Raw genomic sequence first — 22764 nt, forward strand, 5'->3', positions numbered from 1 at the left:
CCATGTGGTACTGGCCAGCTACCTGCTGATGCTCGCGGGGCTGATGCTCGTGATGTGGCAGCACCTGCTGCCGGGGCTGCTGTGCGTGTGCATCGGCTTCCTGGTCGCACGCTGGTTCGCCCGTCTGCTGGGCGGCTGGCTGTCGCGCCTGAAGCCCCTGCGTTCCGGCGCCGACAGCCTGGCCCGAGTGGTGGCGGTCACGCTGGTGCTGCTGGGCCCGATCGGCCTGGTCACGCTGGGGTTCTCGCAGGCGCGCGAGTACGTGCTCGATGCGCCCGACCAGTACCGCGAACTGCTCGACTACACGGCCCGCACGGTGCTTGAGCTGCGCTCCAAGCTGCCGCCCGACATCGCCGTCTACCTGCCCGAGGGCGCGGCCGAGGTGCAGCGCATCGTCGCCAACTACCTGCGCACGCAGGCCGGCTCGCTCGCCATGGCCGGGCGCGCCTGGCTGGGCGGGCTGCTGTTCGCCTACGTGGGCCTGATCATCGGCGCGCTGGCCGCCGTGGCGCCGGCGCCGGCCCAGCGCCGGCCGCTGGCGCAGCAGATGTTCCTGCGCATCACCACCTTCGGCGAGGCCTTCGGCCAGATCGTCGCGGCGCAGTTCTGGATCGCCGCCTTCAACACGCTGCTGACCGCGATCTTCCTGCTGTTCCTGATGCCGCTGTGGGGCCTCGAGCTGCCCTACACGCCCGCCCTCATCACCCTGACCTTCGTGGCCGGGCTGGTGCCGATCGTGGGCAACCTGGTCTGCAACTCGGTGATCACGCTGGTGGCGCTGTCGGTATCGCCGGTCACGGCCGCGGCCTGCCTGGCCTTCCTGATCCTGATCCACAAGGCCGAGTACGTGATCAACGCCAAGGTGGTCGGCGCGCGCACGCAGATGCGCGTGTGGGAGCTGCTGTCGGTGATGTTCGTGGCCGAGGCGGTGTTCGGCCCCGCCGGGCTGGTGGCGGCGCCGCTGTACTACGCGTACCTGAAAAAAGAACTGCACGCAGGCGGCCTGGTCTAGGGCGATGTCCTGATCTGATCGGTTCCGGTCCGCATCGGCGCGGACGAAGCGCTGGCGGCGCCCAAGAATAGGCGGCATCATCCACTTTGCCTTGCCCGCCGCCGCCATGACCACCTGTCTGATTGTGATCGACGCCCAGGAATCGTTTCGCCACCGCCCCTACTGGAACGCCGCCCTGCTCGCGCCCTACCTCGAGGCCCAGAACGCGCTGATCGCCGGCGCCGTGGCGGCCGGACTGCCGGTGGTGCGCGTCTTCCACATCGATGCGCCGCCATCCCCGGCCAACCCCTTCGCGCTCGAATCGGGCCATGTGCGCCCGATCGAGGGCCTCGCGCCCTTCGAGGCCGCCGCCACCTTCACCAAGCACCGCCACAGCGCGCTGGTCAACAGCGGGCTCGATGTGTGGCTCACGCAGCACGGCATCCGCCGCCTGATCGTGAGCGGCATCCGCACCGAGCAGTGCTGCGAAACCACCACGCGCCATGCCTCGGACCTGGGCTGGGAGGTCGACTACGTGACCGACGCCACCCTCACCTTCGACATGGTGCAGCCCGACGGCCGGCTGCTATCGGCCGCCGACATCAAGGCGCGCACGGCGACCGTGCTGGACGGGCGCTTCGCCACGGTCTGCAGCGTGGCGCAGGCGTTGGCGCGTGCCACGGAAGGCGCGACCGCATGAGCGCCGCGCCGGGCCGCCCCAAGCAAGCTCGCACCGAAGTGCGAAGCACGGAGGTATTTCAATGACCCCGCTGCGCGTGCGCATCCTGGCCTACGACGGTGTCGAGGCGCTCGATTTCGCCGGCCCCTTCGAGGTCTTCACCACCGCCGCCCGCGTCCACCAGCGCCTGCAGCCGGGTGCGCCCGCGCCATTCGAGGTCGCCTCGGTCGCCCACACCCGCACCGGGGAACCGGTGCAGGCGCGCGCCGGCCTGCGGCTGCTCGCCGACCACACGCTGGCCGATGCCGCCGCCACCGCCGACGTGCTGGTCATCCCCGGCGGCGTGGTCGATGCGCCGATGGCGAGCCCCGACACCCTGCGCTGGATCGCCCGGTGCGCGGCCGGCGCGCAGCTGGTCGCCTCGGTCTGCACCGGCGTCTTCCTGCTGGCGCAAAGTGGCGTCGTGACGCGCGAGGCGGTCACCACGCACTGGGAAGACCTCGCCGACCTGCGCGCCCAATTCCCACAGCTCGACGTGCGCGACGGCGTGCGCTGGGTCGACACCGGCCTCATCGTCAGCTCGGCCGGCATCAGCGCGGGCATCGACATGAGCCTGCACCTGGTCGAACGCCTGGCCGGACGCGACCTGGCCGAGCGCACCGCGCGCCAGATGGACTACGCATGGACCCGCAACGAGCCCCTGTCCGCGTAGTCTTCGTGCTCCTGCCCGACAGCCTGGTGCTTGACTGGGCCGGGCCGGCCGAGGCGCTGCGCATCGCCAACCAGCGGCTGCGCGCGGCGGGCCAGCCCGAGCGCTTCATCATCGAATTCGCGGGGCCGCGGCCCAGCATGAGGGGCTCGGTCGGCGTCGCGCTGTCGGGGCTGTCGCCATTGCCGACGCAGTGGGACGGCCCGGGCTGGGTGGTGCTGGTCGGCCTGCCGGGCGACACCATCGCGACCGACACCCCCGAGGCGCAGGACCTGCTGCACTGGCTGCGCGGCCAGCGCTTCACGCGCGGCGGCGTCGAGCTGGTCACGGTCTGCGCGGGCGCCCTGCTCGCGGCGCACGCGGGCGCGCTCGCGGGGCGGCGCGTCACCACGCACCACCATCACCTGGACGAGCTGCGCGCCGTGGAGCCACGCTGCGAGGTGGTGAGCAACCGCGTGTTCGTGATCGACCCGCCGGTCTACAGCAGCGCGGGCGTCACGACGGGCATCGACCTGATGCTGCACCGCATCGCCGACACCTGCGGCGAGGCGCTTGCGGCCCAGGTGGCGCAGGCGATGGTGGTGGCGCTGCGGCGCGGCCCGCACGACCCGGAGCTGTCGCCCTTTCTCGCCTACCGCAACCACCTGCACGCGGCGCTGCACCGGGTGCAGGACGCGGTCAGCGAACAACCGCAGGCCGACTGGAGCGTGCCGCGCATGGCCGAGGTCGCCCACACCTCGGCGCGGCACCTGACGCGGCTGTTCGTCGAGCATGCGGGCGTGGCGCCGCTGGCCTACCTGCGCCGGCTGCGGCTGGCGGCCGCGCAACTGGCGCTGGCCTCGGGCGCCAGCGTGACGCGGGCGGCCGAGCTGTCGGGCTTCGGCTCGGACACGCAGCTGCGCCGCGCGTGGCACCAGTTCGGGTTGCCGGGCTCGCCTTCCGCGGGCACATCGGCGCCCGTCCGCTAACGCTTGTCGCCGCAGGCCTCGGCGCGCGCCCGCAGCAGCGCCTGCTCGCGCGTGTTGCGCGTGAGCGAGGCGGCACGCTGGAACTCCCGCCGCGCCTCGTCGCGGCGGCCCAGCTTGAAGAGCAGGTCGCCGCGCACGGTCGGCAGCAGGTGGTAGCCCTTCAGCGCGGGCTCGTCCTGCAGCGCATCGACCACCTCCAGCCCGGCCGCCGGCCCGAAGGCCATCGACAGCGCGACCGCGCGGTTCAGCTCGACGATGGGCGACGGCGACAGCGCGGCCAGCGCGTCGTACAGCGCCGCGATGCGGGCCCAGTCGGTCTCGCCCGCGGTGCGCGCGCGGGCATGGCAGGCGGCGATGGCGGCCTGCAGCGCGTAGGGGCCGAGCGCGCCGCCCAGCGCTTCGGCGCGCGCCAGCGCCGCCAGGCCGCGGCGGATCAGCATCGGGTCCCAGCGTGCGCGGTTCTGGTCGAGCAGCAGCACCGGCTCGCCCGAGGCCCCCACGCGCGCGGCGGTGCGCGAGGCCTGGATTTCCATCAGCGCGACCAGCCCGTGCACCTCGGCTTCGCCGGGCACCAGCTCGGCCACGATGCGGCCCAGGCGCAGCGCCTCGTCGCACAGCGCGGGGCGCATCCAGTCGTCGCCGGCGGTGGCCGAGTAGCCTTCATTGAAGATCAGGTAGAGCACCTCGAGCACCGAGGCCAGCCGGGCCTCGAGCTCGTGGCGGCGCGGCACCTCGAAGGGCACGCGCGCCTCGGCCAGCGTGCGCTTGGCACGCACGATGCGCTGCGCCACGGTGGCCTCGGGCACGAGAAAGGCGCGCGCGATCTCGTCGGTCGTGAGGCCGCCCATCAGCCGCAGGGTGAGCGCCACGCGCGCCTCGGTCGAGAGCACCGGATGGCAGGCGGTGAACACCAGGCGCAGCAGGTCGTCGCCGATGTCGTCGTCGAGCGCCGCATCCACCGCCTGCGCGAAATCGGCCTGGGCCATGGCGTGCAGCGCGTCGAGCTCGCGGCCGATCTCGGGCGCCTTGCGCTCGGCCAGCTGCACATGGCGCAGGCGGTCGAGGGCGCGGTGCTTGGCCACCTGCGTGAGCCAGGCGGCGGGGTTGTCGGGCACGCCGTCGACGGGCCACTGCTCGAGCGCGGCCACCAGCGCGTCCTGCGCCAGCTCTTCGGCCAGGCCCACATCGCGCACCTTGCGCGCGAGCGCGGCGATGATCTTCGCGGACTCGATGCGCCAGACCGCCTCGATGGCGCGGTGGATGGCGGCGGTGTCTGGTCCGCTGCTCACACGGCCTCGCTGCGGCCCCGCGGGCCGGATAGCATGCGGCCATGACACCACGCCTCGTCTTGTGGAGCCTGGGTTTCGCGTTCGGCCTCGCCTGCGGCGGCGTCCGGGCGGACGACCTCGCCGTGGAACGCAACAGCCTGGGCATGGCCTTCGTGCGATTGCCGGCCGGCGAATTCCTCATGGGCAGCGACGAGGCGCCCGACGCGCTGGCTCGCGACTACCCGCAGTTGCCCAAGGAGCGCTTCACGCAGCTGGCCGACGAAGGGCCGGTGCACAAGGTGCGCATCACGCGGGCGTTCTGGATGGGGCAGCACGAGGTGACGGTGGGGCAGTTCCGGCGCTTTCTCGAAGCCTCGGGCCACGTGCCCGAATCGGTGGCCGACGGCACCGGCGGCTACGGCTGGCGCGCCGACTACGACCCCGCCACCACGCAGCGCGGCGACGCCTTCGAGGGCCGCGACCCGCGCTACTCGTGGCGCAACCCGGGCTTCGCGCAGGGCGACGACCACCCGGTGGTCAACGTGAGCTGGAACGACGCGCAGGCGCTGGCCGCCTGGCTGAGCAAGACGGAAGGCCGGCGCTACCGCCTGCCGACCGAGGCCGAGTGGGAGTACGCCTGCCGCGCCGGCACGCGCACGCGCTACAGCACGGGGGACGATCCGGCCACGCTGCTGCGCGGGGCCAACGTGTTCGACACGCGCAGCGCCGCGCATTGGCCGCGATGGCGCGCGATGGCGCTCGCGGGCGACGACGGTTTTGCCTTCACCGCCCCGGTCGGCAGCTTCGCGCCGAACGCCTGGGGCCTCTACGACATGCACGGCAATGCGTGGGAGTGGGTGGCCGACTGGCATGGCGACGAATACTACGCGCGCTCACCGGCCGACGACCCCCAGGGCCCCGCCACGGGCACCGTGCGCGTGCGCCGCGGGGGCTCCTGGCACACCTGGGCCTTCTATGCCCGCTCGTCGTACCGCAACTGGAATGCGCCGGACACGCGCTACACGCTGGTGGGCATCCGGCTGGTGCGGGAAGACTAGAGTCGGCTCACTTCTTCAGCGTCTGCTGCATCGACGTGAACTCGCTCGCCACGTCCTGCACCTCGGGCGAGAAGTCCTCCATCTCCTGAACCTGGCGGATCTCGATGACCTCATCTTCGCTGCCCGGGCAGCGGCTCGCCCATTCGATGGCCTCGGCGCGCGAGGCGACATCGATCAGCCAGTAGCCGCCCAGCACTTCCTTGGCCTCGGCGAAGGGGCCGTCGACCACCTTCGGCTTGCCGCCCGGAAAGCTCACGCGCGCGCCCATCGACGGCGGGTGCAGGCCCTCGCAGCCGATCAGCACGCCGGCCTTCTGCAGGGACTCGTTGAAGGCCATCATCGACCCCACGCGTTCGACGTCGTCAGGCACGGTGCCGGGCGCCGCGCTTTCGTAGCCGTGGGGAATCATCAGCAGCATGAATCGCATGATCGTTTCTCCTTCGAGGAATGGACGGGTTTCAACGGCCGGCCTTGGCAGCGGACTCGGTGCGCAAGCGGTCTTCCTGGGCCAGCAGCTCGGGCGTCATGGCCTCGCCGAAATCGGTGGCCTCGAAGACTTGGCGGATCTCGATCTCGCCTTCCTGGAACGGGCTGCGCTTGATCCACTCGATGGCCTCTTCCTTCGACTTGACCTGCAGCAGCCAGAAGCCGGCGAGCAGTTCCTTGGTCTCGGTGAAGGGGCCGTCGATGACGGTGCGCTTCTTGCCTTCGCAGCGCACGCGGGCGCCCTTGGCCGACGGGTGCAGCCCCTCGCCCGCCAGCAGCACGCCGGCCTTGACCAGCTCCTCGTTGAACCGGCCCATCTCGGTGAGGATCTCGGTGCTCGGCATCACGCCGGCTTCGGAATCCTTGCTCGCCTTGACCAGAACCATGAATCGCATGTCGTTTCTCCTGAAAGTGGGTGGGGATCGGGAGACGCCGGAGTCTGCGTGCTCCTGTTCACACGTCGCGCGAGCGGGCCACGGATCGACACGGCCGCATCGATCTGCTTGTAATTTTGTGTTTCAGAGATAGCCGCAGAACCGCAGCACGTGGCCGTCGGGTTCACGGATCGCGAATTCGCGCAGGCCCCAGGGCTGGGACGTGGGCGGCTCGATGATGGTCACGCCGCGCTTCACGTAGGCGGCATGCAGGCCGTCGATGTCCTTGCCGACGTGGATCACGATTTCGCCGCGCCAGGGCCGGGCCTCACGGCTGCCGCATTGCCACAGGCGCAGGTACACGGGGTCGCCATAGCTGCGGTCGCCCTTCATCACGCGGGCGTAGCTGGGGGGTTCGCCGGCGATGAAGTCGATCTCGAACCCCAGCACCTCGGAAAACCAGCGCGCGGCGCGCGAGACGTCGGACACCGGCAGCACCGGCTGCACGCCGTGGAATTCGTGCAGCGTGCCCAGGTCGGGCGCCGCGCTCACGCCGGTGCGGGTGTCGGTCATGGCGTTGGGGCTGTTGTGGCGGGTCAGTTGGCCAGGCGCCGCAGCAGCGCCACGCGCTCGGCGATCGCGTCGATGTCGAGCGCGTCTTCGGCGTTGGCGAGGTAGGTTTCGAGGTCGCGCACGGCCAGCGCCGCATGGCCCTGCTCGCCATGCGCCACGCCGCGGTCGCGATGCTCGCCCCAAGCGGTGGGCAAGAGGGCAATGAGGCGGTTCTGCACCGCGATGTAGCGCGGCCAGTCTTCCTGGGCGTGGTGCACTTCCTTCAGGTTGCGCAGCATGCGCGCGATGATCTCGCGCGGGCTCGCGGGCTGCAGATACAGGCCCAGCGGCACGTCGAACTCGCCGACCAGCCCGTTGCCGCGCTTGTAGGGCTCGAGCCGCTCGCCCAGCTCTTCGCGCGAGAGCGACTTGCCGGTGAACGGGTCGATCACGACCTGCCCCTTGGGCAGCGTGACCTTGACCATGAAATGCCCCGGGAAGCTGATGCCGCGCGTCTGCAGGCCCAGGCCCTGCGCCAGCTCCATCCACAGCACGGCCAGCGAGATCGGAATGCCGCGGCGGGTGCGCAGCACGGCGTTCAGGTAGCTGTTGTCGGGGTCGTAGTAGTCGTTGACGTTGCCGCCGAAATTCAGGTCGCTGAAGAAGAACTGGTTCAGTGCGCGCAGCCGGGCCAGCGGCGCGGCGTCGGCCGGCAGGCGGCGCTTGAGGCGCGCTAGCAGCTGGTCGACGTCGCCCAGCACCTGCTGCACGTCGAGTTCGGGGTATTCGTCCTGCGCGATGCTGGCGGCCGCTTCGAGCAGCGGAAAGTGGTCATCGCTGCCGACCAGCGACTCGAAATATTCCAGTGCCGTGGGAACCTGGTAGCTGAACGTCATATGGCTTTGTAGAGGAGCCCGCGGGGAGCGTCAAGGCAGTGTTTTCCGGCTCGCCAACGGCGCTTCAGCGGCGCATGAAACTGCGCAGGCGCACGCCTGCGGCGGTGAGCACGGCGAAATAGAGCAGCGCGGCGCCGGCGATGAGCGCGGCCAGAAGGCCGATGCGGTGCAGGCGCTGCGCGCGCAGGCCGACCCAGTCGAAATAGTGCGCGCCCCACGCCAGCAAAACCGCCAGCACCACGGTGCCCAGCAGCACCTGCAGCGCAAACTTGCCCCAGCCGGGCTCGGGCGTGTAGCTGCCGCGGCGGATCAGGCCGATCAGCAGCCACAGCGCGTTGACCAGCGCGCCGATGCCGATGGTCAGCGTCAGCGCCGCGTGCTGCAGCAGCGGCACCAGGAAGAAGTTGAGCACCTGCGTGAACACCAGCACCGTCACGGCGATCAGCATGGGCGTGCGCGTGTCGTGTTTGGCGTAGTAGCCGGGCGCGAGCACCTTCACCGCCACGAGGCCGACCAGCCCCACGCCGTAGCCCATGAGCGCCACGGTGGTGCGGCCCACGTCCTCGCCGGTGTAGGCGCCGTTGTGGAACAGCACGGCCACCAGCGGCTTGGCGAACAGCAGCAGCGCCACCGCGCACGGCGCCGCCAGCAGCACGACGAGGCGCAGGCCCCAGTCGAGCAGCGAGGAGTAGCGCGCGTCGTCCTTGGCGGCGCGGGCGCCCGCGAGTTGCGGCATCAGCACCACGCCCAGCGCCACGCCGAGCATGGCGGTCGGGAATTCCATCAGCCGGTCGGCGTTGGTGACCCAGGTCACGCTGCCGGTGGCCAGGTGCGAGGCGATCTGCGTGTTGATGAGCAGCGAGATCTGCGCCACGCTCACGCCCAGCAGCGCCGGCAGCATGAGCTTCATGACCTTGCGGGTGGTCGGATCGGTCCACGCGGCGCGCAGCGCCTTGAAGCTGGCGCCGATGCGCGGCATCAACCCCAGCGCGCGCAGCGCCGGAATCTGCAGGGCCAGCTGCAGCACGCCGCCGACCATCACGCCCACGCACTGGGCGTAGATCGGCTCGATGCCGTAGCGGCGGAACAGCGGCGCGCCGATGGAGATCGACAGGATCAGCGCGATGTTGAGCAGCACCGGCGACGCCGCCGGCACCGCGAACTTGCGCCAGGTGTTGAGGATGCCGCCCGCCAGCGCCACCAGCGACATGAAGCCGATGTAGGGGAACATCCAGCGCGTCATGACCACGGCGGCGTCGAAGCCCTGCAGGCCGCTGGCCATGGCCCAGACCAGCAGCGGCGCGCCGGCCACGCCGGCCACGCACAGCACCACCAGGGCCCAGGTCAGCAGCGTGGCGACGTGGTCGACCAGCTCCCGGGCGCCCTCCTGCCCCGCCTCGGTCTTGCGCGCGGCCAGCACCGGCACGAAGGCCTGGCTGAAGGCGCCTTCACCGAACACGCGGCGAAACAGGTTGGGGATGCGAAAGGCGACGTTGAAGGCGTCGGTGAGCGCGCTGACGCCGAACACCGAGGCAAACAGCACGTCGCGCACGAGGCCCGTGATCCGCGAAGCGAGGGTCAGCAGGGAGACGGTGGAGGCGGATTTGAACAGGGACACGGGGGCGAGTGTAGGGCTGCGAAAGGTGGCAAAAGCAGGCAATTCGGCAAAAACCGGAACCCGGCCTATAATGGAGGGCTTTGCTGCATCATCCTCAGACACCTAAGGAACACTAAATATGGCATCCGCCAAGCCCAAGAAGAAGAACCCGCGCCTCGCGTCGGGCCGCAAACGCGTCCGCCAGGACGTCAAGCTCAACGCTGCGAACACCTCGCTGCGCTCCAAATACCGTACCGCTGTCAAGAACGTCGAAAAGGCTGTTCTGGCTGGCGACAAGACCAAGGCAAGCGAACTGTTCGCGAAGGCCCAGAGCATCGTCGACACCGTCGCCGACAAGGGCATCTTCCACAAGAACAAGGCCGCCCGCGACAAGAGCCGCCTGTCGGCCAAGGTCAAGGCCCTCGCCCTGGCGCCTGAAAAGGCCGCCGCCTGACACCTGTCAGGCAAGCCCGGACCGGAATTCTCCGGTCCGCCGTTTGATCGGGGTGCGCTGCAGCAAGCAAAAGTGAAAAACCGCCTTCGGGCGGTTTTTTCATGGGCGCTCAAAAAGCATCCAGGCGCGAGCAACCCGCGCAGAAAAGAAAAAGGCCTGGAAGTCAGGCCTTTTTGGGAGGGGGTGGCGTGTCCGCCGGGTCGGGCACCAGGCAGGCCTCGGCCACCTGCAGGTTGTTGTCTTTGGCGAAGTTCACGCAGAAGTCCCAGGCCATGGGCTCGGCGTCGCGCAGGGCGCGGTTCACCACCACGCATTTCACGCCGTTGATGGTCGTGGGAATGCACCAGGGCGAGTAGCTCAGGTGGCTGCCCGGGTAGGCGCCGCCGGGGCGGAAGGAGCACATGACGCCGGCGAGGCGTTCGGCCCAGTCGCTGGGACGAAAAGTGCGGCCATCGTGGGTGATGCCCTGGATGAAGATTTCTTTGGCGTTGGGGGAAATCATCGTGAAGTGAGGCGACCGGAACAGGTGCTGCGGTGCAGCAAGCGATTGTATCCGGGGCCCTTTTTGCATCCTGAATGGGGGGCATTGCTGTGATGCGGAATCCTCAACGAAGCCGTCAAACCGCACGCCTAGAATTCGCGTTCCCTATCTGGAGAACCGAATGAGCGCCACCGCCCAGCAACCCACCTCGCCCCACGTCATGAACACCTACGGTCGCCTGCCGATCGCGCTGTCGCACGGCCAGGGCTGCCGAGTCTGGGACACCACGGGCAAGGCCTACCTCGACGGCCTGGGCGGCATCGCCGTCAACACGCTGGGCCACAACCACCCCGAGCTGGTGCCCGCCCTGCAAGACCAGCTGACCAAGCTGATCCACAGCTCCAACTACTACCACGTGACCGGCCAGGAACAGCTCGCCACCAAGCTCACCGAGCTGTCGGGCCTGACCAACGCCTTCTTCTGCTGCACCGGCCTGGAAGCCAACGAAGCGGCCCTGAAGCTGGCCCGCAAGTACGGCCACGACAAGGGCATCGAGCGCCCCGAGATCGTCGTCTACGAAGCCGCCTTCCACGGCCGCAGCATCGCCACGCTGTCGGCCACCGGCAACCCCAAGGTGCAGGCCGGCTTCGGCCCGCTGGTCGAAGGCTTCATCCGCGTGCCGCTGAACGACATCGAGGCGCTCAAGAAGGCCACCGAAGGCAACCCCAACGTGGTCGCCGTGTTCTTCGAAACCATCCAGGGCGAAGGCGGCATCAACCCGATGCGCGTCGACTACCTCAAGCAGGTGCGCCAGCTGTGCGACGAGCGCGACTGGCTCATGATGATCGACGAAGTGCAGTGCGGCATGGGCCGCACCGGCAAGTGGTTCGCCCACCAGTGGGCGGGCATCAAGCCTGACGTGATGCCGCTGGCCAAGGGCCTGGGCTCGGGCGTGCCGATCGGCGCCGTCGTGGCCGGCCCCAAGGCCGCCAACATCTTCGGACCGGGCAACCACGGCACCACCTTCGGCGGCAACCCGCTGGCCATGCGCGCCGGTGTGGAAACCATCCGCATCATGGAAGAGCACAAGCTGCTCGAGAACGCCGCCACCGTCGGCGCCCACCTGAAGGCTGCGCTGGAACGCGAAATCGGCAGCCTGCCCGGCGTGAAGGAGATCCGCGGCCAGGGCCTGATGCTGGGCATCGAGCTCGACCGGCCCTGCGGCGCAATCCTGAACCGCGCCTGCGACGCCGGCCTGCTGCTGAGCGTCACGGCCGACAAGGTGATCCGCCTCGTGCCGCCGCTCATCCTGAGCATTGCCGAGGCCGACGAGATCGTTGCGATTCTCGCGCCGATCGTCAAAACCTTCCTCTCGGAGCCCGTTGCGCAATGACGACCGCCGCCGCACCGAACGCCCTGCGCCACTACCTGCAGTTCTCGGACCTCACGGCCGACGAGTACGTCTACCTCTTCGATCGCATGGCGATCATCAAGAAGAAGTTCAAGACCTACGAAAAGCACCAGCCGCTGGTCGACCGCACGCTGGCCATGATCTTCGAGAAGGCCAGCACGCGCACCCGCGTGAGCTTCGAGGCCGGCATGTACCAGCTCGGCGGCAGCGTGGTGCACCTGACCACCGGCGACAGCCAGCTGGGCCGCGCCGAGCCCATCGAGGACAGTGCCAAGGTCATCAGCCGCATGGTCGACCTGGTGATGATCCGCACCTACGAGCAGACCAAGATCGACGCCTTCGCCGCGCACTCGCGCGTGCCCGTCATCAACGGCCTGACCAACGAGTTCCACCCCTGCCAGATCCTGGCGGACATCTTCACCTACATCGAGCACCGCGGCTCGATCCAGGGCAAGACGGTGGCGTGGGTGGGCGACGGCAACAACATGGCCAACACCTGGCTGCAGGCCGCCGAGATCCTGGGCTTCACCGTGCACGTGAGCACGCCCAGCGGCTACGAGGTCGACCAGTCGATCGCCGGCATCCGCTCGGGCGACAGCTACAAGGTCTTCAAGGACCCGATGGAAGCCTGCCGCGGCGCCGACCTCGTCACCACCGACGTGTGGACCAGCATGGGCTACGAGGCCGAGAACGAGGCGCGCCGCAAGGCCTTCGCCGACTGGTGCGTCGACGAGGACATGATGCGCATCGCCCAGACCGACGCCCTCTTCATGCACTGCCTGCCCGCGCACCGCGGCGAGGAAGTGCAGGCCGAGGTCATCGACGGCCCGCAGTCGGTCGTGTGGGACGAGGCCGAGAACCGCCTGCACGCGCAGAAGGCGCTGATGGAGTTCCTGCTGCTCGGCAGGCTCTGACACGCACCCCACCGCTGACCCACCCAGGCGCCGCATGGAGCTGATGAACCGCTACCTGCCGCGCTACCAGTTCGCGGAGACGCACAGCCTCCACGTGCCCGCGCCGCCCGCGCACGTGCTCGACGTGGCGGCCCGGCCCGAGATCACCGACGACCCCGTGGCTCGCAGCCTGATCGCGCTGCGCGAACTGCCGAACCGGCTGGCCAGCCGGCTCGGGCTGGCCGCCCCCACGCTACGCCAGCGCGAGGCTTTCGGCTTTGCCGACTTCACGCCGCTGGGGCGCGACGGCGAGCGCGAACTGGCCTTCGGCCTGGCCGGCCGCTTCTGGCGCTTCGACTACGGCCTGGTCCCGCTGGCCGACGGCCCGGCCTTCGCCGCGCTCGACGCCACGGGCCTGGCCAAGCTGGTGCTTCACTTCACGGCCGAGCCCGAAGGCACAGGCACGCGGCTCACCACGCGCACCCGGGTCTGGTGTGGCAATGCCGCCGCGCAGCGCCGCTTCACCGCCTACTGGCTGCTGATCCGTCCCGCGAGCGGGCTGATCCGTCGCCGCATGCTGCAGCGCGTGCGTGACGCCGCGCTGCTCGCCCCATGAATCCCTGCCAGACCTGCGGCGCCTGCTGCGCCAGCTACCGCGTCGACTTCAGCGTGCACGAGCTCGACGACCATGGCGGCCGCGTGCCCTCGGGCCTGGCGGTCGACGTGAACGACGCCCTGTGCCGCATGCGCGGCACCGACCACACGCCGCCGCGTTGCGCCGCGCTCACCGGCAAGATCGGCCAATCGGTGGCTTGCGGCATCTACGAATGGCGGCCCAACCCCTGCCACGAGCTGCAGGCCGGCAGCGACGCCTGCCAGCGCGCGCGCCTGCGGCATGGGCTGCCGATGCTGTCCGACGAGCTGCACTGACGGCCCAGAAGGTGTGAAGAAACCGTAGCGAGCGCCCCGAGGTCGCATCGAGGACCGGAACCGTACACGCGTACGGTGAGGACCGCAGATGCGAGATCGGGGCGCGCAGTAGGTTTATTCACACCTTCTCAGGCCACGGGCACCGGCAGCCCACCGAGTTGCCCCTTGAACTCCTGCAGCGAGAAATGCGTCTGCACATGGCGCACGCCCGGCAGCCGGTGCAGCTTGCGCTGCAGCAGGTCGGAATACGCGTCGAGGTCCTTCGCGACCACCACGAGGATGAAATCCGCCGGCCCCGAGATGCCGTGGAACATCACCACCTCGGGAATGGCGCACACCGCGTCCTCGAAGGCGCGCGACGAGATCTCGGTCTGGTGGTCGATGCCGACCATCACGAAGGCCAGCACGCCGAAGCCCAGCGCGCGCCGGTTCAGGCCCGCGTGGTAGCCGCCGATCACGCCGTCGTCCTCCAGCTTCTTCACCCGGCGCCAGCACGGCGACTGCGACAGGTGCGCCATCTGCGCCAGCTCGCCCGAGGTCAGGCGGGCGTTGTCCTGCAGCGCGCGCAGCAGCTGGAGGTCGGTTCGGTCGAGGTCGGCTTGCATGATCTGTTCTCCATTTCCTGTCGATTGAATAGATTATTCAATCTTTCGATGATTGATGGATAACTTCTCGACTCAAGGCAGTCACTGCGCATAGCATTCGACACCCGCCGGCCCCTTGTGGAGCGACTCCAACCGGCCCACACTGCCCTTTTTCTTCCTTCGCCCTGCCGCCCGCCATGACCGCCCCGCTCCGACTCTGGGACATTTCCGCCCCCGTGCACGCCGGCAGCCCGGTGTTCCCGGGCGACACGCCGTATTCGCAGCAGTGGTGCGCCACCATCGGCCCCGGCTGCCCGGTCAACGTGAGCGCGATCACGCTGTCGCCGCACGTGGGCACCCATGCCGACGCGCCGCTGCACTACGCGCCCGAAGGCCAGACCATCGGCCAGGTCGATCTCACGCCCTTCCTCGGCCCGTGCCGCGTGATCCATGCGATCGGCCGCGGCCCGCTGGTTACCTGGGAGCACATCGCGCATGCCGTGAACGACACGCTGCCCCCGCGCGTGCTCGTGCGCACCTACCCGGCCATGCCCGTCGACCGCTGGGACCCGCAGCTCGCGGCGTACGCGCCCGCCACCGTCGAGCGCCTGGCGGCCATGGGCGTGAAGCTCATCGGCATCGACACCGCCAGCATCGACCCGGCCGACAGCAAGACGCTCGACAGCCACCAGCGCATCCGCCACCTCGACCTGCGCGTGCTCGAGAACCTCGTGCTCGACGACGTGCCCGAGGGCGACTACGAACTCATCGCGCTGCCGCTCAAGCTGACGAGCGCCGATGCCTCCCCCGTGCGCGCCGTGCTGCGCGAACTTCCCCGCTGAAACCCTCCCTTCCATGACGACGACCCTCGCCGACTGCCGCGCCCTCGACGCGCAAGACCCGCTGCGCGCCCTGCGCGACCAATTCACCCTGCCCGAGGGCGTGCTCTACCTCGACGGCAACTCGCTCGGCGTGCTGCCCAAGGCCGCGCCCGCGCGCATCGCCGAGGTGGTGGCCAAGGAATGGGGCGAAGGCCTGATCCGCTCGTGGAACACCGCGAGCTGGTTCGACCTGCCGCAGCGCCTGGGCGACAAGGTGGCCCGCCTGATCGGCGCCGCGCCGGGCGAAGTGGTGTGCACCGACAGCACCTCCGTCAATCTCTACAAGGTGCTGTTCGCGGCGCTCTCGCAGCAGAAGGCAAGCGGCCGCAAGCTGGTGGTGAGCGAGCGCAGCAACTTCCCCACCGACCTGTACATCGCCGAATCGCTGTGCCGTGAGCGCGGCTTCACGCTGAAGCTCATCGATGCGAGCGAATTGCCCACTGCGCTGACCGACGAAGTCGCCGTGCTCATGCTCACGCACGTCAACTACCGCACCGGCGCCATGCACGACATGAAGGCCGTCACCGCCGCCGCGCACGCCGCGGGCGCGCTCACCGTGTGGGACCTGGCGCACAGCGCCGGCGCCGTGCCCGTGGCGCTCAACGACAGCGGCGCCGACTACGCGATCGGCTGCGGCTACAAGTACCTCAACGGCGGCCCCGGCGCGCCCGCTTTTGCCTGGGTGAACACCAAGCACGCGGGCCAGTTCGAACAGCCGCTGTCGGGCTGGTGGGGCCACGCGGCGCCCTTCGAGTTCACGCCGCACTACCGCCCTGCCCCAGGCGTCGGCCGCTACCTGTGCGGCACGCAACCGGTCATCGCCTTGGCCGGCCTCGAATGCGGGCTCGACACCGTGCTCGCCGCCGAAGCCTTCAACGGCACCGGCGGTGCGATGGCCGCGCTGCGCACCAAGTCGCTCGCGCTCACTGACCTGTTCATCCGCCTGGTCGAAGAGCGCTGCGCCGGCCAGGGCCTGTCGCTCGTCACGCCTCGCGACCACGCGCTGCGCGGCTCGCAGGTGTGCCTCAGCCGCGAGGAAGGCGCCTACGCCATCGTGCAGGCGCTGATCGCGCGCGGCGTGATCGGCGACTACCGCGCCGGCGATTCGCAGATGCCCGACATCCTGCGCTTCGGCTTCACGCCGCTGTATGTCGGCTTCGAGGACGTGTGGCACTCGGTCGAACACCTCGTGCAGGTGCTCGAGACCGGCGAGTGGCGACGCGCTGAATTCAACCGCAAGAACGCAGTGACATGAGCACCGACAACGACAACAACAAGACCCCCGAGTCCATCGTCCACGAAGAGAAGGCGCAGCTGGACTTCAGCAAGTCCATGAGCTACGGCGACTACCTGCACCTCGACGAGATCCTGAACGCGCAGCATCCGCTGTCACCCGCGCACGACGAGATGCTGTTCATCGTGCAGCACCAGACCAGCGAGCTCTGGATGAAGCTCATGCTGCACGAGCTGCACGCCGCCGTGCAGTGCATCGCGCAAGAGCGCCTGCCTGACGCCTTCAAGATGCTCGCGCGCGTGAGCCGCATCATGGAACAGCTGGTGAGCGCATGGACCGTGCTCTCGACCATGACGCCGCCCGAGTACACGGCGATGCGCCCCTACCTCGCCAACTCCAGCGGCTTCCAGAGCGCGCAGTACCGCTGCATCGAGTTCCTGCTCGGCAACAAGAACGCCGCCATGCTCAAGCCCCACGCCCACCGCGCCGACCTGCTCGCGCAGGTGGACGCGGCCTACCGCGCGCCCTCGCTGTACGACGAATCGCTGCGCCTGCTCGCACGCCACGGCCTGCCCGTGCCCGCCGACCGCCTGGAGCGCGACTGGACCCAGCCCTACGAATCGAGCGACGGCGTCGAGGCCGCCTGGCTCACGGTCTACCGCAACCCGCACGACCACTGGGACCTGTACCAGCTGGGCGAAAAACTCACCGACCTCGAAGACGCCTTCCGCCTCTGGCGCTTCCGCCACGTGACCACCGTGGAGCGCGTGATCGGATTCAAGCGCGGCACCGGCGGCACGGGCGGCGTGAGCTACCTGCGCAAGATGCTCGACGTGGTGCTGTTCCCCGAGATCTGGAAGCTGCGCACCGATCTGTAGTGCGTCATGCAGGGGCTTGCAGCAGCCCCGGGCGAACGAGGGTTGCTCCCTCGGCGCAAAGCGCTACATTTTGGAGAACACGGAGGCCGCTGCCATGAACAACAACACCTCGTTCTCTGCCGAAGAGCTCTCCACCCTGCGCGAACATGGCGTCGTGCTGTTCGCCGACCGCGTGATCTTCGACGCGCAACCGCCGATGCCGCAGCAGCAGATCGATGCGGTGCAGGCGTTGTGCGCCGGCCCGCTGCCCGAGGCGCTGGTCGCGCTGTGGCAGCACACGGCGGGCGGGCGCCTCGACTACGACCTGGCGTTGCCGATGAACGGCAATGTCGAGAGCGTCAGCTGGTCGGAGCTGTTCTGGGACGGCAGCGACGGCTACCGCGACCTGCAAGGCTGGATCGAGCACGAACAGGAACTCGCCGAGGAAGCGGCCGAAGACAGCGGCACGCCCTGGAGCGGCAAGCTCACGCACCTGCCCTTCGGCGGCTTCGAGTACTGCGACCGCGTCTACGCGGTGGTCGAGCCCGGCGCCGCGCACGGCCAGGTCATCGCGTGGAAGCAGGGCCTGCCACCGGCCTGGACCCACGCGTTGCACGAAGACGGCCTGAGCCCCGTCGCGGCCGACCTGTACGGCGCCTTCGCGGCGCTGCATCTCGACGAAGACCCGCTGGCGCCGACGGGTGACTACTTCTCGGGGCAGGCGCTGCTCGCCTACCTCGACGACCGCCACGAAGGCTACGGGCTGGACCTCGACCTGATGGACAAGCTGGTCACCTTCTATTGCCGCGCCATCGTCGACTGGCGCACGCCACTGGCCGACGGCACGCTGCGCCATCACCCGGCGCTCGCACGCGCGGCGCTGCGCCACGCGATTGCCACCGACGACGCTGCGCTGGTCGCCGAACTTGCCGCCGCAGGCCTGAACTTCGAAGGGCCGCATGAAGGCAGTGCACTCGCCACCGACGTGGCCGTGGGACACAGCGCCTTCGCCGCCGCGGCAGCACTGGTGCGCGCAGGCGCGCCGGTGGCATCCGACGTGCTGCGCAACATCGACGGTCAGATCTCGCCCGAACTCACGCGCGCCCTGCTGGACAACGGCGCCGAGCCGACCGTGGCGGCCATCGTGAAGTGCGCGGCCTGCGGCGCGCCCGCCAGCGCGCACCTGATCGCCGACGCCTGCACGCAGATCGGCATCGACGTGCCGCCGGCCTTCGTGGCGGATCGCGATGCGATGCTGGTCGAGCTGGAAACCACGCTGGCGCAGATGCGCGATGGGACGCATGGGCATTACCTGGGGCAGGAAGGTCTCGCGGAGCGCATCGAGCACTTGCAGACGTTCCGGCTCTGACTTTTTTCGGGGCGACGCTCACGCCGACGGGGAGCCTTGCTCCGCGAATGTCCCCCGGCCTGCGGCCTCCTCCTTGATTTCGCTGCGCAAGGCACCCCATCGGCGTGAGCGTGATGCGCAGCGGTCGTTGATCGGCGAGCACCAGCAGCATGTCTTGTGCCCAGGACACTGGGTGCTTCCCGCAGCGAAATCAAGGAGGAGGGGCGAAGCCCCGGGGGACATTCGCGGAGGGAAGTACCCGGTGGCCTGGGCACGCGCCCTGAATCAGCCGCCGTACAGCCAGGGCTGATCGAGCAACCGGGACCCCAACAAGCGCATCGCCATGTCGCGCCCGAAGCGCACAGCACCCGTGGCATGAAAGATCTCGCCATTGCGACGCGCCCTCGCCTGCACCTGCGCATTGCGTTCCCAGCGCGCCTCGGCATAGCGCGCGAACGCAGCCGGCACACCCAACGCCGAGGCATCGCCCAAGGCATCCGCCAACGCGACCGCATCTTCGATCGCCATGCCCGCCCCTTGCGCAAGGTACGGCACCATCGGATGCGCAGCATCACCCACCAGCGCGACGCGCTCATGCGCCATGTCGCCAGGACCGGCCACGGGCGCGCGATCGCTCAGCGTCCAGGCGCGCCAACTCGGCATCGCATCGAGCAATGACTGAAGGCTCGCACAGCTGCGACCCATCGCCTGCTTCAGTGCCACAAGGCTGCTGGCCTGGTCCCAATCGCGCGCATCGCCAGCCGGTGCGGATTCGGCAATCACGACGACGTTGAGCGCGTCCCCCGCGCGCACCGGGTACGCGACCGCATGCAAACGCGGCCCGAGCCACACATCGACGCGCGAACGACGCAGCGCCACAGGCAGGTCAGCCTGACGCACCAACGCACGCCAGGCCGTGTGGCCCGTCACGCGCGGCGGCGCTTCGGCGGATTCGGATTCGAGTTGCGCCCGCACCAGGCTCCACAGACCGTCGGCCCCCACCAGCGCCTCGCCCTCCCACGCACGCGCGTCGGTGCTCGAAACGCAGACGAGGTCGTCGCTGGTCTCGACCTGCCGGATGCGCGCGGCCGTGACCAGCGAGCCCGTGCCTTGCGCGCGCACGGCATCGAGCAGCAGCGTGTGCAGGTCGGCGCGGTGCACGCAGCAGTACGGCGCGCCGTAGCGCTGCTGCATGGCATCGCCCAGCGGCATGCGGGCCAGTTCGGCGCCGCTGCCGGCGCTGTGGACCACCAGCGCCTCGGGGCGCGCCGCAATGGCTGCGAGGCCGCGGCCGAGGTCGAGTTGGTGAAGGCGGCGGGTGGCGTTGGGGCCGAGCTGCACGCCGGCGCCGATTTCGCCGAACTCGGCGGCCTGTTCGAAGACGTCGGCGCGGTGCTTGGCGCGGGACAGCGCCAGCGCCGTGGCCAGCCCCCCGATCCCGCCCCCGGCGACGAGGATGTGCGCGGGCATCGGACTCAGCGTCCGGTGCTGGGCGTGGTGGAAGTCAGCGCGGGGCTGCTGTGGCTGTCGGCCGGGTCGGCGCCAGCGGGTTTCTTGGGGGCACAGCTGCCGCAGCTGTCGCACGAGCCGCAGCCCGAGGTCTTGGCCAGCGAGGCGGCGAGTTGATCGGCGCGGGCCTGATCGATGAGGCCCGCGCGCTGCGTGCCGGCCGCAAACTTGCGCGCGGCGCCACGGCGCCAGCCGGCAGGCATCCAGCGCCAGACCGCGTAGAGCGCGGCGGCCGCGACGATCAATCCGACGATCAGTTGCTGTGTCATGTCTTCTTCAACCCTTTCCCTGTGGTTTTACCCCGCGCCGAAAGCGAGTGCAATGCGATAGGTCAAGAAGCATGCCACGTATGCCAGGGCGAATAAGTAGCCCGCCATGATCCACACGTATTTCCACGAGCCGGTTTCGCGCTTGACGGCCGCCAGCGTCGAGATGCACTGCGGCGCGAACACGTACCAGACCAGCAGCGACAGCGCGGTCGCCAGCGACCAGCTTCCGGCGATGAGCGGCTCCAGCGCACTGGCCACGTCGTCGCCGGTGGCCGAGAGCGCATACACCGTGCCCAACGCGCCCACCGCGACTTCGCGTGCGGCCATGCCCGGCACCAGCGCGATGGAGATCTGCCAGTTGAAGCCGATGGGCGCGAAGATGTGCTCCAGCCCGCGGCCGATCATGCCGGCCAGGCTGTACTGGATGGCGGGGCCGGTCGCGCCTTCGGGTGGCGACGGGAAGGTCGACAGGAACCACAGCAGGATCGTGAGCGTGAGGATGATCGTGCCGACACGCTGGATGAAGATCCAGGCCCGCTCGTACAAACCCAGCAGCAGGTTGCGCGGGTTCGGCCAGCGGTAAGCCGGCAGCTCCATCAGGAGCGGCGAGTGCCGCGTGCTGTCGCGAAAGCGCTTCATCACCCAGGCCACGGCCATCGCCGAGACGATGCCGAACACATACAGCGCGAACAGCACCACGCCCTGCAGGTTGAAGATGCCGCCCACCTCGCGCGCCGGAATGAAGGCCGCGATGAGCAGCGCATACACCGGCAGCCGCGCCGAGCAGGTCATGAGCGGCGCGATCATGATGGTCGTGATGCGGTCGCGCCAGTTGCTGATGGTGCGCGTGGCCATCACGCCCGGAATGGCGCAGGCAAAGCTCGACAGCAGCGGAATGAACGAGCGGCCCGACAGGCCCACGGTGCCCATCAGGCGGTCGAGCAGGAAGGCCGCGCGCGGCAGGTAGCCGGAGTCTTCGAGCGCCAGGATGAACAGGAACAGGATCAGGATCTGCGGCAGGAACACGATCACACCGCCCACGCCCGCGATCACGCCGTCGACCAGCAGGCTCTGCAGCATGCCTTCGGGCATGTGCGTCTTGATGAGGTTGCCCAGCCCTTCGGTGCCGGCCTTGATGGCGTCCATCGGCACGTTGGCCCAGCTGAACACGGCCTGGAACATCAGGAACATGGTGACCGCCAGCACCAGCATGCCCCACACCGGGTGCATCACGACGCGGTCGATGCGGTCGCTGGTGTCCAGGCTGCCCACGGGCTCCTTCACGGCCAGGCCGAGGATGCGGCGCACCTCGCGTTGCGTGGCGAGCACGTCGTCCAAGCCGGGTGCCTTCCAGGGCTGGGGCGCCGCGGCGGCGACCGGTGCGTCGAGCGCCTCGAGCAGGTTCTTCGCGCCGCCGGTGTGGACACCCACGGTCTCGATCACCGGCACGCCGAGTTCGCGCGAGAGCACGGCGGTGTCGACCGCGATGCCCTGCTTTTTGGCCATGTCGGTCATGTTGAGCGCCACCACCATCGGCAGGCCCAGCTGGCGGGCTTCGAGCACCAGCCGCAGGTTCAGGCGCAGGTTGGTGGCGTCGGTCACGCACACGAGCAGGTCGGGCAGCGCTTCCTGCGCCTGGCCGGTGACGATGTCGCGCGTGACGGCTTCGTCGGCGCTCAGCGCATTCAGGCTGTAGGCGCCCGGCAGGTCGAGCACGAACACACGGCGGCCGGTGGGCGTGCGAAGCGTGCCTTCCTTGCGCTCGACGGTCACGCCGGCGTAGTTGGCCACCTTCTGGCGGCTGCCGGTCAGCAGGTTGAACAGCGCGGTCTTGCCGCAGTTGGGGTTGCCCAGCAGCGCGATGCGCGCGGGCTGCGCGGTGGCGCCGAGACGGCCCGGCCCCTGGATGACGGCTTCAACCATGGTTCGCGGCCCCCGGCGTGACGTGGATCAGCGCGGCCTCGTGGCGGCGCAGCGCGAAGGTGGTGTGGCCCAGGCGCACGGCCAGCGGCTCGCGGCCCGGCGTGCCCGTGGCGACGATGCGCACGGCCTCGCCCGGCACGAAGCCGATTTCGGTCAGGCGCAGCACCAGCTCGCGGTCGTCCGCGCTGTCGGGGCGGGCCACGTCGAGCACGGTGGCCCACTGATGGGACGGAAGCTGGTCGAGGCTCAGCGCGGTGATGGTCGGCGCTGCGCCGAGGTCGTTGTTTCGCACGGTGGAGGTGCGCCCCCCGGAAACCCCGGGGCACGCCAGTAAGCAAAAGCCAGATGCTAGCAATTCTCACTCGCGAAAACCTGACCAACCCCAAAAAGTCCCGGGTCAGCCGGAAATGAG

26 protein-coding genes are annotated in these 22764 nt (G+C 69.4%); 14 read left to right on the forward strand and 12 right to left on the reverse strand.

The window, feature by feature from the left end:
- Positions 1 to 4 precede the first annotated feature (4 nt).
- From AC3WQR_RS26115 to AC3WQR_RS26130, 4 genes are all read left to right on the forward strand, one after another.
- Positions 5 to 1012 carry an AI-2E family transporter gene (locus AC3WQR_RS26115; RefSeq protein WP_492744697.1) on the forward strand — a complete coding sequence of 336 codons (1008 nt, stop codon included), beginning with the start codon at positions 5 to 7 and terminating at the stop codon, positions 1010 to 1012.
- Positions 1013 to 1118: 106 nt separating this feature from the next.
- Positions 1119 to 1691 carry an isochorismatase family protein gene (locus AC3WQR_RS26120; protein WP_492744651.1) on the forward strand — a complete coding sequence of 191 codons (573 nt, stop codon included), beginning with the start codon at positions 1119 to 1121 and terminating at the stop codon, positions 1689 to 1691.
- A 61-nt stretch (positions 1692 to 1752) separates the two neighbouring features.
- Entirely contained in the window at positions 1753 to 2382 is a 630-nt protein-coding gene (locus tag AC3WQR_RS26125) for a DJ-1/PfpI family protein (RefSeq protein WP_492744653.1), read from the forward strand.
- Complete coding sequence (locus AC3WQR_RS26130; protein ID WP_307588889.1) at positions 2352 to 3347, forward strand: GlxA family transcriptional regulator; 996 nt, start codon at positions 2352 to 2354, stop codon at positions 3345 to 3347. Before AC3WQR_RS26125 ends, AC3WQR_RS26130 begins: the two co-directional genes overlap by 31 nt.
- On the opposite strand, the gene AC3WQR_RS26135 is transcribed toward AC3WQR_RS26130, so the two are convergent.
- Positions 3344 to 4636, reverse strand: a complete 1293-nt coding sequence (locus AC3WQR_RS26135) for an RNA polymerase sigma factor (RefSeq protein WP_492744656.1) — start codon at positions 4634 to 4636, stop codon at positions 3344 to 3346. The two genes, AC3WQR_RS26130 and AC3WQR_RS26135, sit on opposite strands and share 4 nt — an antisense overlap.
- A 143-nt stretch (positions 4637 to 4779) precedes the next feature.
- Between AC3WQR_RS26135 and AC3WQR_RS26140 the strand changes: the two genes are divergently transcribed.
- Positions 4780 to 5673, forward strand: coding sequence for a formylglycine-generating enzyme family protein (locus AC3WQR_RS26140; RefSeq protein ID WP_492744699.1), 894 nt, complete (start codon positions 4780 to 4782; stop codon positions 5671 to 5673).
- Between the two features lie 7 nt (positions 5674 to 5680).
- Here AC3WQR_RS26140 and AC3WQR_RS26145 read toward each other — a convergent pair whose 3' ends face one another.
- From AC3WQR_RS26145 to murJ, 5 genes are all read right to left on the reverse strand, one after another.
- Positions 5681 to 6100, reverse strand: a complete 420-nt coding sequence (locus AC3WQR_RS26145) for a YciI family protein (protein WP_159275680.1) — start codon at positions 6098 to 6100, stop codon at positions 5681 to 5683.
- A gap of 31 nt (positions 6101 to 6131) precedes the next feature.
- Positions 6132 to 6554, reverse strand: coding sequence for a YciI family protein (locus AC3WQR_RS26150; protein WP_492744658.1), 423 nt, complete (start codon positions 6552 to 6554; stop codon positions 6132 to 6134).
- Positions 6555 to 6677: 123 nt separating this feature from the next.
- The gene (locus AC3WQR_RS26155; RefSeq protein ID WP_056571928.1) at positions 6678 to 7106 is read right to left on the reverse strand and encodes a bleomycin resistance protein; all 429 of its coding nucleotides are present in this window, start codon (positions 7104 to 7106) and stop codon (positions 6678 to 6680) included.
- A 23-nt stretch (positions 7107 to 7129) separates the two neighbouring features.
- Positions 7130 to 7981 carry a SirB1 family protein gene (locus AC3WQR_RS26160; protein ID WP_492744660.1) on the reverse strand — a complete coding sequence of 284 codons (852 nt, stop codon included), beginning with the start codon at positions 7979 to 7981 and terminating at the stop codon, positions 7130 to 7132.
- A 64-nt stretch (positions 7982 to 8045) separates the two neighbouring features.
- Positions 8046 to 9599, reverse strand: a complete 1554-nt coding sequence (murJ, locus tag AC3WQR_RS26165) for a murein biosynthesis integral membrane protein MurJ (RefSeq protein WP_139706502.1) — start codon at positions 9597 to 9599, stop codon at positions 8046 to 8048.
- Positions 9600 to 9717: 118 nt separating this feature from the next.
- Here murJ and rpsT point away from each other — a divergent pair, with 118 nt between their 5' ends.
- Positions 9718 to 10032, forward strand: coding sequence for a 30S ribosomal protein S20 (rpsT, locus tag AC3WQR_RS26170; RefSeq protein ID WP_056571937.1), 315 nt, complete (start codon positions 9718 to 9720; stop codon positions 10030 to 10032).
- 163 nt (positions 10033 to 10195) lie between these two features.
- Here rpsT and AC3WQR_RS26175 read toward each other — a convergent pair whose 3' ends face one another.
- Entirely contained in the window at positions 10196 to 10534 is a 339-nt protein-coding gene (locus tag AC3WQR_RS26175; protein ID WP_119558463.1) for a DUF3579 domain-containing protein, read from the reverse strand.
- Positions 10535 to 10694: 160 nt separating this feature from the next.
- Between AC3WQR_RS26175 and AC3WQR_RS26180 the strand changes: the two genes are divergently transcribed.
- Genes AC3WQR_RS26180 through AC3WQR_RS26195 form a run of 4 tightly spaced genes read left to right on the forward strand, consistent with a single transcriptional unit; the run spans position 10695 to position 13747 of the window.
- On the forward strand, positions 10695 to 11906 hold the full coding sequence (locus AC3WQR_RS26180) for an aspartate aminotransferase family protein (protein WP_062477203.1): 1212 nt from the start codon (positions 10695 to 10697) through the stop codon (positions 11904 to 11906).
- Complete coding sequence (gene argF / locus AC3WQR_RS26185) at positions 11903 to 12838, forward strand: ornithine carbamoyltransferase (protein ID WP_095746427.1); 936 nt, start codon at positions 11903 to 11905, stop codon at positions 12836 to 12838. Before AC3WQR_RS26180 ends, argF begins: the two co-directional genes overlap by 4 nt.
- Before the next feature lie 34 nt (positions 12839 to 12872).
- A complete protein-coding gene (locus tag AC3WQR_RS26190; protein ID WP_492744666.1) occupies positions 12873 to 13433 on the forward strand; it encodes a hypothetical protein in 561 nt (186 codons plus the stop codon).
- On the forward strand, positions 13430 to 13747 hold the full coding sequence (locus AC3WQR_RS26195; RefSeq protein ID WP_139706510.1) for a YkgJ family cysteine cluster protein: 318 nt from the start codon (positions 13430 to 13432) through the stop codon (positions 13745 to 13747). The genes AC3WQR_RS26190 and AC3WQR_RS26195 overlap by 4 nt, the downstream gene beginning before the upstream one ends.
- 128 nt (positions 13748 to 13875) lie before the next feature.
- Here the strand turns inward: AC3WQR_RS26195 and AC3WQR_RS26200 are convergent, their stop codons facing one another.
- Positions 13876 to 14352 (reverse strand): Lrp/AsnC family transcriptional regulator, encoded by a 477-nt coding sequence (locus AC3WQR_RS26200; protein ID WP_062477192.1) that lies wholly within the window; start codon positions 14350 to 14352, stop codon positions 13876 to 13878.
- Between the two features lie 176 nt (positions 14353 to 14528).
- On the opposite strand from AC3WQR_RS26200, the gene kynB reads away from it, so the two are divergent.
- The 4 genes from kynB to AC3WQR_RS26220 all read left to right on the forward strand — a co-directional run bounded on the left by kynB (position 14529) and on the right by AC3WQR_RS26220 (position 18672).
- On the forward strand, positions 14529 to 15173 hold the full coding sequence (kynB, locus tag AC3WQR_RS26205; protein ID WP_159273237.1) for an arylformamidase: 645 nt from the start codon (positions 14529 to 14531) through the stop codon (positions 15171 to 15173).
- A gap of 13 nt (positions 15174 to 15186) precedes the next feature.
- A complete protein-coding gene (kynU, locus tag AC3WQR_RS26210; RefSeq protein ID WP_492744669.1) occupies positions 15187 to 16467 on the forward strand; it encodes a kynureninase in 1281 nt (426 codons plus the stop codon).
- A complete protein-coding gene (gene kynA, locus AC3WQR_RS26215) occupies positions 16464 to 17324 on the forward strand; it encodes a tryptophan 2,3-dioxygenase (protein ID WP_095746431.1) in 861 nt (286 codons plus the stop codon). Before kynU ends, kynA begins: the two co-directional genes overlap by 4 nt.
- A 94-nt stretch (positions 17325 to 17418) precedes the next feature.
- On the forward strand, positions 17419 to 18672 hold the full coding sequence (locus AC3WQR_RS26220) for an SMI1/KNR4 family protein (protein WP_492744671.1): 1254 nt from the start codon (positions 17419 to 17421) through the stop codon (positions 18670 to 18672).
- A gap of 264 nt (positions 18673 to 18936) precedes the next feature.
- Here the strand turns inward: AC3WQR_RS26220 and AC3WQR_RS26225 are convergent, their stop codons facing one another.
- From AC3WQR_RS26225 to AC3WQR_RS26240, 4 genes are read right to left on the reverse strand one after another with little or no spacing between them, the layout of a single operon-like run.
- Positions 18937 to 20121 (reverse strand): FAD-dependent monooxygenase, encoded by a 1185-nt coding sequence (locus AC3WQR_RS26225; RefSeq protein ID WP_492744673.1) that lies wholly within the window; start codon positions 20119 to 20121, stop codon positions 18937 to 18939.
- A gap of 5 nt (positions 20122 to 20126) precedes the next feature.
- A complete protein-coding gene (locus AC3WQR_RS26230) occupies positions 20127 to 20429 on the reverse strand; it encodes a DUF6587 family protein (protein ID WP_062477175.1) in 303 nt (100 codons plus the stop codon).
- Between the two features lie 27 nt (positions 20430 to 20456).
- Positions 20457 to 22352: a ferrous iron transport protein B gene (gene feoB / locus AC3WQR_RS26235; protein ID WP_307586735.1), complete on the reverse strand. Its 1896-nt coding sequence runs from the start codon at positions 22350 to 22352 to the stop codon at positions 20457 to 20459.
- Positions 22345 to 22644, reverse strand: a complete 300-nt coding sequence (locus AC3WQR_RS26240) for a FeoA family protein (RefSeq protein WP_307586733.1) — start codon at positions 22642 to 22644, stop codon at positions 22345 to 22347. The genes feoB and AC3WQR_RS26240 overlap by 8 nt, the downstream gene beginning before the upstream one ends.
- Positions 22645 to 22764: the final 120 nt, after the last annotated feature.

It is taken from the genome of Variovorax sp. FW305-3-2-15-B-LB1, assembly GCF_058787635.1.